Here is a 13,729-nt window from a genome sequence, read left to right as displayed (position 1 = left end):
TGGTCGCATGTATCGGATTTCGCAAGCCCTGAAACTACAAATACTATTTTGTGGTGTGAGATCAGCCACATTTTCTGTGGCAGGTGGAACATCGCCGATGGTGCGATCAGCTTCGTTCTGGATACAAAACAGGGTAGGATCTGGACCTAGAGCTATCCCGAAATTTGGCGTCTCTGGAAGGAGAAGCGACTCTGACCACAAATGTGGGTGGCGCGCGAATCACGAACACTCTTATCGCGGAAAGGATTTGTCATGGACGGCACTTTCAATGAAAACGACATCAGCCACATTGTTGACGCTGACAAAGCCCACGTCTGGCACCACCTGATCCAGCATAAGCAGTTTGAAACCAAGGATCCGCGCATCATTGTTGAAGGCAAAGGCATGCGCGTCTGGGATCAGAACGGCAAAGAATTCCTGGATGCCGTTTCGGGTGGCGTCTGGACGGTAAACGTAGGCTACGGACGCGAAAGCATCGCCGATGCAGTCCACGCACAACTGATGAAGCTGTGCTATTTTGCCCAAACAGCTGGCTCCATCCCCGGTTCGCTGTATGCAGAAAAACTGATCTCGAAAATGCCGGGCATGAGCCGCGTCTACTACACCAACTCTGGTTCCGAGGCGAACGAGAAGGCGTTCAAGATGGTGCGCCAGATTGCGCACAAACGTTTTGGCGGCAAGAAACACAAGATCCTGTATCGCGACCGTGACTATCACGGCGGCACCCTGGCCACCATGTCGGCTGGCGGTCAGGACGAGCGCGTCATGCAGTACGGCCCTCTGGCCCCCGGTTTTGTCCGTGTACCTCACTGCATGGAATACCGCGCCCACGAGCAAGGCCTGGATCACCTGTCGAGCGAAGAATACGGCGTAGCATCCGCCAACCTGATCGAAGAGGTCATCCTGCGCGAAGGTGCAGATACTATCGGTGCGCTGTGTCTGGAACCAGTGACTGCTGGCGGTGGTGTTATCACCCCTCCCCCCGGTTATTGGGATCGCGTGCAGGAGATCTGCAAAAAGTACGACATCCTGCTGCACATCGACGAAGTGGTCTGCGGCGTCGGCCGTACCGGCACTTGGTTCGGCTATCAGCAGTACGGCATCAAGCCGGACATCGTCACCATGGCCAAAGGCGTTGCCTCGGGCTATGCAGCGATCGCGCTCTGCGTCACTACTGAGGCCGTGTTTGACATGTTCAAAGACGACCCAAACGATCCGCTTGGCTTCTTCCGCGATATCTCGACATTTGGTGGTTGTACGGCTGGCCCAGCTGCGGCGCTGGAAAACATGCGCATCATCGAAGAAGAGAACCTGCTGGAAAACTGCACCAAGATGGGTGAACGCATGATGGGCAACCTTCAGGCGTTGATGGAAAAGCACGAGGTTATCGGCGATGTGCGCGGCAAGGGCCTGTTCCTAGGCGTGGAACTGGTTGCAGACCGTACCTCCAAGGAACCGGTCGCCGAAGCGCAGGTAGCGCAAGTGGCCGCTGAATGTGGTGCGCAGGGCGTGATCATCGGCATGTCGAACAAGTCCGTTCCCGGCCGCAACAATGTGCTGTGCTTCTCGCCTGCACTGATCGTCACGGCGGATGACATCGACCTGATCACCGACAGCGTCGACAAAGCCCTGACCAAGGTCTTTGGCTAAAATTCTCCTCGCCAACCCCGCGTGGGCTGGCAAGAACCACCTAACGCTCCGTCTTTGACGGGGCGTTTTTTTGTTCAAAATTCAATCGTTGCAAGCCACAGGATCACAATCCGCCCCGCGTTAACGTGATCCTCAACTTTTTTTATAAAATTTGCCTCGAGACTGTACCCAATCCCTGAGCGACAAGGCATTTCATGAACGACTGGACCTCTGGCTACGTGGCCGACATCGACTATACGTATGATTTCTTTCGCGAGCTAACGCCAAGCCACCTTGGTTTTTGCGCCCATTCCAAGGGACATGATCACGCCCTGGATCGACCCAATCTGACCTATTGTGAACTGGGCTGCGGCCAGGGGTTTTCTGCCAACCTGCTGGCAGCCGCCAACCCACACATTCAGTTCCACGCTATGGATTTCAACCCGGCCCATATGGCTGGCGCGGCTAATCTGGCCCGCGACGCTGAACTGGACAACGTGCATTTCTATGAACGCTCATTTGACGATTTTGGCAACGCACCCGGCCTGCCACAGGACTTCGACGTTATTGCGCTGCATGGTGTCTACAGCTGGGTGTCCAAAGAACACCAGCAGCACATCACCAGCTTCATTTCCCAACGGTTGAAGTCCGGCGGGCTTGTCTACCTCAGCTACAATGCCCTACCCGGTTGGGCCCCCGCCCTACCGCTGCGCCGCATCCTGACCAACCGGGCTGAACAGGGCTCGGGCCCGCTGAGCGAACGCATTGCCGAGGCCGTCGAATTTGCCCATCAGCTGGAACAAAACGGGGCGGATTACTTTACTGGAAATCCCGCGCTGACCAAACGACTTAGCAAGATGAAATCCATGCCCGCCAGCTATCTGGCACATGAATATTTCAACAAGGACTGGACACCGTTTCATTTTGAAGACATCGCCAGTGATATGTCGCAGGCCAAGCTCAAATTCCTTGGCGCAGCAGAGCCGCGGGACCATGTGGACGACATTTCGTTCTCAGACGAGCAACAGACCTTGCTGAAGATGGAAAGTGACCCGGTGCACCGCGAAAGCCTGCGTGACATTTTGCTGAACGAACAGTTCCGCACCGATCTCTTTGTAAAGGGCAAGCTGCCAATGACCGAACGAGGGTCGGTCGCAGCCTGGTTCAAAACACCTCTGGCGCTGACCCGGCATTACGGCGGCGGCACCGTCAAACTGACTTGGCGGCGGGGCGAAATTCCGATGGATCAGGAGCAGTATGGTCCGGTTCTAACCGCGCTGGCACAGGGGCCGATGACCACGCGCGAACTGCTGGAACTTGGCGTGTTTGGACAGATGCCCTGGGGCGAAATCACCCGCATGCTGACCCTGCTGATCGGCGATGGATATCTTGCCCCCAGCCTGTCGAATGAGGGCCTGGAAGACCGCCGCGAACGCTGTCGAATCTTTAACGCCGCGGTTGCTAAGCGATCCGAAGAAAGTGAAACCCTGCAGTTCTTTGCTTCCCCGGTCACAGGGGGCGGTATTGCGCTGGACCGTTTTGAACAGCTGTTTCTGCTAGCCCGCAGCGAAGGCAAGGAAACCCCCGCCGACTGGGCCAATCTGGCCTGGCAAATTCTGGCCCCTCAGGGGCAACGGCTGCAGAAAGATGGACGCGTGCTGGAGACCGCAGAGGAAAACCTCTCTGTGTTGCGCGCGCGTGCCAATGTTTTTGCCGCCCGCCGCCTGCCGCTGTGTGAAACCCTGGGCCTTACACTCGAACCGACATCGGCCCTGGCTACACCTCGGCAGGGCAAAGCTGCCGCCTAAAATTGGTCTGAACAAAATTGACAAAAGCGGATCTTTTTCAAGATCCGTTTTTGCTCCATTGGTAAGGCGACACCTCTGGAAAAGGACCGATCCAAATGTGGGCGACCCCAGTCACACTAAAAGGCGACTCAGTTTGCCTTGCCCCCCTAACGCATGACCACGCAGCAGACCTGGCTGAGGCCAGCGCCGACGGAGATCTACATAAGCTGTGGTACACGGCCATACCGTCCCCCGATGGTGTAGCAGCTGAGATCGACCGACGCCTCGCCCTGTGTGAAAGCGGCAGCATGGTGCCCTTTGCCATTCTTGATGCAGATGATCGCGCTGTTGGCATGACCACCTATATGAACATCGACCACATCAATCACAGGTTGGAAATTGGCTCGACCTGGTACCGCAAATCAGTACAGCGGACCGGGATGAATACCGAATGTAAGCTACTGATGTTAAGGCATGCTTTTGAAGCACTGAATGCCATCGCCGTCGAATTCCGCACCCATGTTATCAATCACCAAAGTCGACGCGCAATTGAACGGCTGGGCGCCAAACCCGATGGCATCCTGCGGGCCCATATGATCATGGCGAATGGCACCATTCGCGACACTGCCGTCTATTCCATCACCGCCGCTGAATGGCCCACCACCAAGGCACATCTGGAGTTTCAAATGCAGCGGCACGCCAGCTCATAACGCTAGTTCTATCCGCATTCATCTAGCCAAAAATATCCTGGGGGAGCCGCGGCCTGCCGCGGCGGGGGCAAAGCCCCCACCTTCACCACACCACTCTCAAATCAACTGAAACACAACTCCCGACACAATGGCGCCGCTGACACCCAAAGCCAGATAAGTGGCAAAGACCTGTGGCTTGACCAGTGACCAGACAGCCAACATCGCCGGGATAGAACTGACTGCGCCAGCAACCATAAACGACATTGCCGCACCGTTGCTCATACCCTGATCAATCAATCCAGCCAGCAGGGGCGGCGCGACATAAGAGTTGAGATAGGCAGGCATCCCAACCAGAGCTGCGATGGCAATTGGCACCACGCCCTCACCACCAACCAGAGTGGCAATCAGATCTGCAGGAACATAGTGGACCAGCAGCGCTTCGAGCACATAGGCCAGCGCTAGCCATTTCAACAGGAAGCTTCCGTTTGAGACAAACTCGGCTTTGAAGTGATTGCGGCGGGGCTGTTCCTGCCAGAACTTCCAAACTGGTTTTGTGTCCAGTTTTGGGCCACCACAGCCGCAACCGGTGCTCGGCGCTTTGCGCAGGGGAGAGACAAACAATCCGCCCTTCATCAGGGCCTTAATCGTAAAGCCACCAAACAGGCCAAGGGCAACCGCTACAATGGCCTTACCAATGGCAAAGGGCCAACCGAGTGCGCCTGCTGTAATCAACAGAGTCGGTGGATCTATCAGGGGTGAGGACAACCAGAATGCCATTACGGCAGACAGGGGTGCACCCAGTGCCAGCAGCCCGGCGATAAAGGGAATCACTTCGCAGGAGCAAAACGGCGCCAATCCACCAAACAGAGCTGCCATGAAGATCATCCGGACTTCGCGCCCTTCAAAGGCGCGCGCCACCATCACCTCTGCCCCTGTGGCTTTGAGGTAAGCCAGCAGCAACACCGCAAACAGGATATAGCGGCCTGTACTGACCAGCGCAGTTGCAGCGAACTGCAAAACGGCCATGAAGTTACCGGGATCCAGCACGGCAACGAGGGCCAGGATCACGACGATCAGGGCCCAGGGTGTTTTAAGCCATCTGGCCAGATCGCGACCCCGGCCTGAAATCTGTGTTGCGTCAGTCATTGCTCTTTGCCTCGCTTGGTGAATCCGCACAGCATTCGCTGAGGATGAAATTTGCCAGCTGTTCCAATTGATCAAAGTTGGCGCGATTGACGGTTGAACGGCCACTGCGTTCCTGTTCGACCACGCCGGCGCCGGTAAGGAATTTTAGATGATGCGCCAGTGTCGAAGGCGCGATACCGCTGCGTTGCTGGATCTCATGCACCAGCAACCCGCCGTGGCCAGCCCGGATCAGACAGCGCAGAACCTGCAGTCGCGATTCGGATCCCATTGCAGCAAAACCCTGCGCTGCTTCTTCCCATAACATCATCAGAGCTCCAATTGATTCGATAAAACTAGTTTTATAGTTTTATTTTCACTCTAGCAATCCATCTTTTTTTGCCCGACAAGTTAAGTCCAGATCGCACCCAGGTTAGGTCCAACCCAAGGTTTCCCGCATGGCTATTTCCGTCGACACTTTCTTCCTCAGCCCCAAGGCGCACGGCACACTGCAGGCGCAGATCCAGCAGATGATCGCGGAAGGCATTCTGTCGGGACGCTTCCATGTCGGGGAAAAACTGCCTTCTTCGCGCAAGCTGGCAACCCATCTAGGTATCAGCCGGATCACGGTGACATTGGCCTATACCGAGTTGCTGGCGAATGATTATCTGACTTCGCGCGGCCGGTCTGGGTACTTTGTGTCGGAAAATGCACCGGTCCCCCCCAGTTACACGCCACCTGAAAAATCCGAAGAAACCGTGGATTGGTCGCGGGCTTTGGCACGGCAGTTCACCGGGGGGGACACCCCGCGCAAGCCGCAGGATTGGCGGGATTACAAATTTCCATTTATCTATGGTCAGGCCGACCCGACCCTGTTTGACCATGCCAACTGGCGCCTCTGCGCGCTGCGGGCCCTGGGACAAAAGGATTTTGCCGCCCTGACCACCGACTATTTTGATCAGGACGACCCATTACTGATCGAATACATCGCCCGCCACACTCTGCCGCGCCGTGGCATCACAGCCCGCCCCGAGGAAATTCTGATTACGCTGGGCGCGCAGAACGCGCTTTGGCTGGTAACTCAGATCCTGTTGAACAGCCGCCGCAATGCCACCATCGAAGATCCCTGTTACTACACGTTGCGCGATCAACTGACCCACAGCCTGTGCCAGGTTGATGCCATTCCAGTAGACCGAGATGGGCTGCCGCCGGACCTGATCACGGACGACACCGATGTCATATTTACCACCCCCAGCCACCAGAGCCCGACAACAGCCACCATGCCGATGGAACGCCGCCGTGCCCTACTGGACCGGGCCCGCGATATCGATGCGATCATCGTTGAAGATGACTATGAGTTTGAAATGTCTTTCCTCGCCCCCCCCTCCCCGGCCCTGAAGTCGCTGGATAGCGATGGTCGCGTTGTCTACGTCGGCAGTTTCTCAAAATCTCTGTTTCCGGGTTTAAGGCTAGGTTATCTGGTTGGGTCTGAACCCTTCATTCGTCAGGCCCGCGCGCTGCGGGCCACTGTGCTGCGCCACGCGCCCGGCCATATCCAGCGCACCGTGGCCTACTTCCTGTCCCTGGGTCATTACGACGCCCAGATACGCCGCACAGCCAAGACCCTGCATCGACGTCGCACAGTGATGGAAGAGGCCATCTCAGAACATGGGCTAACCATTGCTGGCAGTGGCGTTTATGGGGGGTCATCTATGTGGATGCAGGCCGAGCCAGGCATCGACATGGCGGCAGTGGCCCGTAGCCTTATGCCGCAAAGCGTCCTTGTCGAACCGGGGGCGCCATTTTTCGCCCAAAACAACCGGCAGCAGAACTATTATCGGCTTGGCTATTCCTCGATTGCGGAGAGTCGCATCGAGCCTGGTTTGGCCCTTCTGGCCAAGGCGCTGCAGTCCGGCTGAGACTGGCCCTAATCCGCCGCCACAACTGGCCCTAACTGCGGACTGCCCCACAATTTAGACCAAAGACAATCCCCGACATCTTGTCGGCCCTTTCGGCGTCTCATCAGGAGCACCCCACATGAAAATGACCACCGAAGAAGCCTTTGTAAAAACACTTCAGATGCACGGCATCGAACATGCATTTGGTATCATCGGTTCGGCCATGATGCCGATCTCCGACATCTTTGAGCCAGCTGGCATCCAGTTCTGGGACTGCGCCCACGAAGGATCCGGCGGCATGATGGCTGACGGTTACACCCGCGCCACCGGCAAAATGTCGATGATGATCGCGCAAAACGGCCCCGGCATCACCAACTTTGTGACCGCTGTGAAAACCGCATACTGGAACCACACCCCGCTGCTGCTGGTGACACCACAGGCCGCAAACAAGACCATGGGTCAGGGCGGTTTCCAGGAAATGGAACAGATGAACGCCTTTGCTGATTGCGTTTGCTATCAGGAAGAAGTTCGTGACCCGACCCGTATGGCCGAAGTCCTGAACCGCGTGATCATGCAAGCCAAGCGCCAGAGTGCACCGGCCCAGATCAACGTTCCACGCGATTACTTCACTCAGGTTGTCGACATCGAGCTGCCAGCCATCGTCGACTTTGAGCGCCCACAGGGTGGTGCCGCGGCACTGGATCAGGCTGCTGAATTGCTGTCCGGCGCCAAGTTCCCGGTTATCCTGAACGGTGCTGGTGTTGTCATCGGCGGTGCTATCCCAGCCTCCATCGCACTGGCCGAGCGTCTGGACGCCCCGGTTTGCTGTGGCTACCAGCACAACGACGCCTTCCCCGGCTCACACCCGCTGCATGCTGGTCCCCTCGGCTATAACGGCTCCAAGGCCGCTATGGAGCTGATCTCGAAGGCTGACGTTGTTCTGGCCCTCGGCACCCGCCTGAACCCGTTCTCGACACTGCCTGGTTATGGCATTGACTACTGGCCAACCGAAGCCAAAATCATCCAGGTTGATATCAACCCGGACCGCATCGGCCTGACCAAAAAAGTTACCGTTGGCATCGTAGGCGACGCCAAAACTGTAGCAACCACGATCCTCGACAAGCTGTCGGGCACTGCCGGTGACGAAGGTCGCGCATCGCGCAAAGACCTGATCGCCACCACCAAATCAGGATGGGCGCAGGAACTGTCGTCAATGGATGACGAGCAGGACGATCCCGGCACCACTTGGAACCAGCGTGCCCGTGCGGCCAAGCCAGACTGGTTGAGCCCACGTAAAGCATGGCGTGCCATTCAGGCAGCCCTACCTGCAGATGCGATCATCTCGTCCGACATCGGCAACAACTGTGCCATCGGCAACGCCTATCCTTCGTTCGAAGAAGGCCGCAAGTATCTGGCACCTGGCCTGTTTGGCCCCTGTGGTTACGGTCTGCCAGCGGTTGTTGGCGCGAAAATCGGTCGCCCTGATGTTCCAGTTGTTGGTTTCTCGGGTGACGGCGCATTTGGTATCGCCGTAACTGAGTTGACGGCCATTGGCCGCGAAGAGTGGCCTGGAGTGACCCAGGTTGTGTTCCGCAACTACCAGTGGGGTGCTGAAAAGCGTAACTCGACTCTGTGGTTCGACGACAACTTTGTCGGCACCGAGCTGGACACCAAAGTGTCCTATGCAGGTATCGCCAATGCATGTGGCCTGAAAGGCGTTGTCGCCCGCACCATGGACGAGCTGACCGATGCGCTGCGTCAGGCTTGTGAAGATCAGAAACAGGGGATCACCACTCTGATCGAAGCGATGATCAACCAGGAATTGGGTGAGCCCTTCCGTCGCGATGCGATGAAGAACCCGGTTGAGGTTGCTGGCATCTCGGCTGACGACATGCGCCCACAAAAAGGCGCCTGAGCCTATGACACTGCCCTTTGACCTGACCACCGGCCAAGGGGCCTTTTTGGCCGCCGCACTGTTTGTGGCGGCCTATATCCGAGGTTTTTCCGGCTTTGGATTTTCTGCCATTTTTATCATTCTTGCAGCGCTGGTGACCAACCCGCTGCCCCTGATCCCGGTCGTATTCAGCTGCGAAATCGCGATGACACTGTTTCAGGCGCGTGGCATTCGAGCGCATATTGACTGGAAGCGAACCATCGCATTGCTGGGCGGCGCTGCTGTGGCTGTTGTTCCCGCTGTGGCCATCATGGCCCGTCTGGGTGAGCAAGAGGCCCGCATAGCCATCTCCGCCCTGATCCTTGCACTGAGCCTGATCCTTCTGAGTGGCTGGCGGCTGGAACGCCAGATTGGCCCCAAGGGCAATGTTGCTGTTGGGATGGTGTCCGGCATCGCCAACAGCGCTGGCGTCGGTGGCCTGCCCGTTGCTGCTTTTCTATCCACACAGCCTGTCCCGCCTGCCGTTTTCCGTGCCACCATGATCGTCTTTCTGACCGGTATTGACCTGATGACCCTGCCAGTAATGGCGTCACATGGGTTGGTTGGTGCAGGCACTGTGACTGGCATCGCACTGGGCTTTCCCATCCTTGGACTAGGCATCTGGGCTGGTAGCCTGAAGTTCTCGGCCACCTCGCAAGATCAATTCCGCAAGGTGGTGGTTCTGCTGCTGACCGGATTTTCCATTCTCAACATCGTGAGGGTGATTGTATGACCACAATTTTGGACCCTGTGGAGTTGCTGAAGGCAACGCCATCAAACGATCAGCCTGTTATCGCACTTAGCGAGGGTAGCGACCCTCGTGTCGTTGCAGGCGCACTTGCAGCCATCGAGGCTGAATTGGCCAATATCATTCTGATAGGCCCAACCGCCGAAGTTGAAGCCGCGCTAGAGGCTGTTGGCGGACGTGTTGTTGCAAGCGGTCTTTCCGTTCACGATCCTGAGATTTCAGAGCTCTCGGATGAATTTGCGACAGCGTTCTATGAACTACGCAAGCACAAGGGCATTGATCAAGAAGCCGCCCGCAAGGCGGTGAAAACTCCGCTGGTTTATGCTGCCATGTTAGTCCGCTGCGGACACGCAACCGGTACCGTTGGCGGCGCAGTGGCCACCACATCGGATGTCGTACGCACCGCAATTCAGGTCATTGGCATGGCCCCGGATGCTGCCATGGTGTCCAGCTTTTTCCTGATGTACCCGCCCAAAAGCACCGAAAGCGGTCGGGCGATGCTGTACTCGGACTGCGGGTTGGTGATTGATCCGTCAGCCACGGAACTGGCGGCAATCGCCGGGGCCTCGGCCCAAAGTTGCCGGACCCTACTACGCAGCGAACCCAAGATCGCCATGCTGTCGTTTTCCACCATGGGCAGCGCCAGCCACGCGGCTATCGACAAAGTAACAACCGCAACCGCAGCTCTACGCGCGGCCTATCCAGACCTGAGTGTTGACGGCGAGATGCAGTTCGACGCCGCCTTTGTGCCGTCAGTTGGTGAAAGCAAAGCGCCCGGATCGCAAGTGGCTGGACAAGCCAATGTAATGATTTTCCCCAATCTTGACGCCGGCAATATCGGCTACAAGCTGACCCAACGCCTGGGTGGATATGCCGCCATTGGCCCTGTCCTGCAGGGTCTGGCACAACCCGCCAATGATCTGTCGCGTGGGTGCAGCGCCGAAGATGTTACCCAGATGATTGCCGTGACCGTGCTGCAATCCCAAAGAACGGACGACGGCGATTAACAACCGGGACTGGAAAACCTTCCCAATTTCAGCCAACAATTGCGAAATTTATCGCAGTGCAGCAAGAAAAACCCAAACAGGATCCATCATGACGCACCAACAGCCGATCATTGATACCTCGCCCAAGGTTTCGGACGAGGTGCGCCAGACCACCTGCTATATGTGTGCCTGCCGTTGCGGCATCAACGTCCATATGAAGGACGGCAAGGTCGCCTATATCGAAGGCAACCGCGACCACCCGGTCAACAAAGGTGTGCTCTGTGCCAAGGGATCGGCCGGTATCATGCAGGTCAACGCGCCTTCGCGGCTAAAGGCACCATTAAAGCGGGTCGGGCCGCGCGGGTCGGGTGAGTTTGAGGAAATCAGCTGGGACGAAGCGCTGGAGATTGCCGCTAGCCGGTTAGAGCCGATCCGCAAAGACAACCCTGAAAAACTGGCGTTTTTCACTGGGCGTGATCAGTCGCAAAGCTTTACCAGCTTCTGGGCGCAGAACTTCGGCACCTGCAACTACGCGGCACATGGCGGGTTCTGCTCGGTCAACATGGCCACCGCGGGCATCTACACCATGGGCGGCGCCTTCTGGGAGTTTGGCCAACCGGACTGGGACTATACCAAGCTGTTCATGCTGTTTGGAGTGGCCGAAGACCACGACAGCAACCCGATCAAAGCAGGTCTCGGTAAGATCAAGGCGCGTGGGGCCAAGGTGATTGGCGTCAACCCGATCCGCTCTGGCTACAACGCGATTGCCGACGAATGGGTTGGCATCACACCCGGCACCGATGGGCTGTTTATCCTGTCAATGGTGCACTGTCTGATGAAGGCGGGCAAAATTGACCTCGAATATCTTGGCCAGTTCACCAACGCGCCAGTGCTGGTCAATCAGGACCCTGATAGCCCTGACCATGGGCTGTTCCTGCGCGACGATCACGGCGCCCCACTGGTGATCAACCGCAAAACCGGCAAGCTGGCTCCGTTTGACATGCATGGTGTGCGCCCGGATCTGGGCGGGTCGTTTGAGCTGGATGGCATCACCCATGTCTCCGTCTTCCAACTGATGGCCCAACGCTATCTGTCGGATGACTATGCGCCCGAGGCCGTGGCCGAGCGTTGCGGCATTCCGGCAAAACGCATTCGCGCCATTGCGGCCGAACTGGCCCGCGTCGCCTTTGACGAAGCGTTTGAGTTGGATCAGGAGTGGACCGATTTTCGCGGTGAAAAACACGACAAGATGATTGGCCGCCCCGTGGCCATGCACTCGATGCGCGGGGTTTCGGCCCATGCCAACGGCTTCCAGACCTGTCGCGCATTGCATGTCCTGCAAATCATTCTTGGCACGGTCGAAGTGCCCGGAGGGTTCCGGTTCAAGCCCCCCTACCCCAAGCCGGTTGAAGCACACCCTGCCCCGCACTGCCGTGTCGCCCCAAACAAACCGCTGGATGGCCCGCACCTTGGCTTTGTCCACGGCCCGGAACATCTGGCGCTCAAGAACGACGGCACTGCTGCGCGAATCGACAAGGCGTTCACCTGGGAAAACCCCATGTCTAGCCACGGGCTGATGCATATGGTGATTTCTAATGCCCATGCGGGCGACCCGTACAAAATCGATACGCTGTTCATGTATATGGCCAACATGTCATGGAACTCCTCCATGAACACCCGTGGCGTCATGGAGATGCTGACGGACAAAGATGAGAACGGCGATTACGTGATCCCCAACATTATCTATTCGGATGCCTATTCATCAGAAATGGTGGCTTATGCCGATCTGGTTCTGCCAGACACCACCTATCTGGAGCGGCACGATTGCATCAGTCTACTGGATCGCCCGATCTGCGAAGCGGATGGCGCGGCGGATGCGATCCGCTGGCCGGTGATTGAACCTGACCGTGATGTGCGCGGGTTCCAGACAGTACTGGTGCAACTGGCCAACAAGATGAAGCTGCCCGGCTTTACCGATGAAAACGGCAACGCCAAATGGCAGGACTACGCCGACTATATCGTCAATCACGAACGCAAACCGGGCATTGGGCCATTGGCTGGGTTCCGGGGTAAAGATGGTGACAAGGTTGGCCGCGGTGAGGTGAACCCGGATCAGCTGGACAAGTACATCGAAAACGGTGGTTTCTTTGTCGAACACATCCCGACCGAGGCCAGCTATTACAAACCTTGGAATATGGCCTATCAGGATTGGGCTGTTGGCATGGGCATCTTTGACAGCCCGCAACCCTACCTGTTCCAGCTCTATGTTGAACCCATGCGCAAATTCCAGCTGGCCGCCGAGGGCCATGGCGAGCGGCAACCACCCGAGCACCTGCGCGAGCGGATCAAGGACACAATGGACCCGCTGCCAATCTGGTACGAGACAGACCAAACCGGCAACGAAGGCTATACTGTCAACGCTCTGACCCAGCGCCCGATGGCGATGTATCATTCATGGGGCACCCAGAACGCCTGGCTGCGTCAGCTACACGGCCGCAACCCGCTCTATGTGCCGACCAAACTGATGCGCGAAAATCAGTTGCAGGATGGCGACTGGGCCAAGGTATCCTCGCCCCACGGTGAAATCACCGTCCCAGTGATGGAAATGGCAGCGCTGAACGACAATACGGTCTGGACCTGGAATGCCATCGGCAAACGCAAGGGCGCCTGGGCACTGGAAGAAGACGCACCAGAGGCCACAAAGGGCTTCCTGCTGAACCATCTGATCCACGAGTTGTTGCCATCCAAAGGCGACGGCATGCGATGGGCAAACTCGGATCCAATCACCGGGCAAGCCGCCTGGTTCGACCTGAAAGTGAAGATCGAAAAAGCCGGTACCCCTGCGGATCTCGAGGAAAGCCAACCGGTGTTTTCAGCGATAAAATCTCCTGTAGGGACAGGGCCTGAAGAACTCAAATGGAAGGTGGGGAAATGATC

General features: G+C 57.2%; 10 protein-coding genes. 8 read left to right on the top strand and 2 right to left on the bottom strand.

Annotation, left to right across the window (positions count from 1 at the left end):
- Positions 1 to 252 precede the first annotated feature (252 nt).
- The 3 genes from FEE96_RS01515 to FEE96_RS01505 all read left to right on the top strand — a co-directional run bounded on the left by FEE96_RS01515 (position 253) and on the right by FEE96_RS01505 (position 4,126).
- The gene (locus FEE96_RS01515; protein WP_138161227.1) at positions 253 to 1,650 is read left to right on the top strand and encodes an aminotransferase family protein; all 1,398 of its coding nucleotides are present in this window, start codon (positions 253 to 255) and stop codon (positions 1,648 to 1,650) included.
- A gap of 194 nt (positions 1,651 to 1,844) precedes the next feature.
- Positions 1,845 to 3,437: a methyltransferase regulatory domain-containing protein gene (locus FEE96_RS01510; protein WP_138161226.1), complete on the top strand. Its 1,593-nt coding sequence runs from the start codon at positions 1,845 to 1,847 to the stop codon at positions 3,435 to 3,437.
- Positions 3,438 to 3,532: 95 nt separating this feature from the next.
- Positions 3,533 to 4,126, top strand: coding sequence for a GNAT family N-acetyltransferase (locus FEE96_RS01505; protein ID WP_138161225.1), 594 nt, complete (start codon positions 3,533 to 3,535; stop codon positions 4,124 to 4,126).
- Positions 4,127 to 4,222: 96 nt separating this feature from the next.
- On the opposite strand, the gene FEE96_RS01500 is transcribed toward FEE96_RS01505, so the two are convergent.
- Together FEE96_RS01500 and FEE96_RS01495 are read right to left on the bottom strand one after the other, a co-directional pair.
- The gene (locus FEE96_RS01500; protein ID WP_138161224.1) at positions 4,223 to 5,251 is read right to left on the bottom strand and encodes a permease; all 1,029 of its coding nucleotides are present in this window, start codon (positions 5,249 to 5,251) and stop codon (positions 4,223 to 4,225) included.
- The gene (locus FEE96_RS01495) at positions 5,244 to 5,555 is read right to left on the bottom strand and encodes an ArsR/SmtB family transcription factor (RefSeq protein ID WP_138161646.1); all 312 of its coding nucleotides are present in this window, start codon (positions 5,553 to 5,555) and stop codon (positions 5,244 to 5,246) included. Before FEE96_RS01495 ends, FEE96_RS01500 begins: the two co-directional genes overlap by 8 nt.
- A 130-nt stretch (positions 5,556 to 5,685) precedes the next feature.
- Between FEE96_RS01495 and pdxR the strand changes: the two genes are divergently transcribed.
- The 5 genes from pdxR (at position 5,686) to FEE96_RS01470 (ending at position 13,727) form a co-directional block, all read left to right on the top strand.
- Positions 5,686 to 7,146, top strand: a complete 1,461-nt coding sequence (gene pdxR / locus FEE96_RS01490) for a MocR-like pyridoxine biosynthesis transcription factor PdxR (RefSeq protein ID WP_138161223.1) — start codon at positions 5,686 to 5,688, stop codon at positions 7,144 to 7,146.
- 118 nt (positions 7,147 to 7,264) lie between these two features.
- Entirely contained in the window at positions 7,265 to 9,040 is a 1,776-nt protein-coding gene (gene xsc, locus FEE96_RS01485) for a sulfoacetaldehyde acetyltransferase (RefSeq protein ID WP_138161222.1), read from the top strand.
- A gap of 4 nt (positions 9,041 to 9,044) precedes the next feature.
- On the top strand, positions 9,045 to 9,791 hold the full coding sequence (locus FEE96_RS01480) for a TSUP family transporter (RefSeq protein ID WP_138161221.1): 747 nt from the start codon (positions 9,045 to 9,047) through the stop codon (positions 9,789 to 9,791).
- The gene (gene pta, locus FEE96_RS01475) at positions 9,788 to 10,813 is read left to right on the top strand and encodes a phosphate acetyltransferase (RefSeq protein WP_138161220.1); all 1,026 of its coding nucleotides are present in this window, start codon (positions 9,788 to 9,790) and stop codon (positions 10,811 to 10,813) included. Before FEE96_RS01480 ends, pta begins: the two co-directional genes overlap by 4 nt.
- Positions 10,814 to 10,901: 88 nt before the next feature.
- Complete coding sequence (locus FEE96_RS01470) at positions 10,902 to 13,727, top strand: molybdopterin oxidoreductase family protein (protein WP_138161219.1); 2,826 nt, start codon at positions 10,902 to 10,904, stop codon at positions 13,725 to 13,727.
- Positions 13,728 to 13,729 lie beyond the last annotated feature (2 nt).

The sequence above is a fragment of the Parasedimentitalea maritima genome (assembly GCF_005771405.1).
Lineage (GTDB): Bacteria > Pseudomonadota > Alphaproteobacteria > Rhodobacterales > Rhodobacteraceae > Parasedimentitalea > Parasedimentitalea maritima.
The sequence above is the reverse complement of the archived record's forward strand: the minus strand, read 5'-3'. Positions and strand labels throughout refer to the sequence as shown.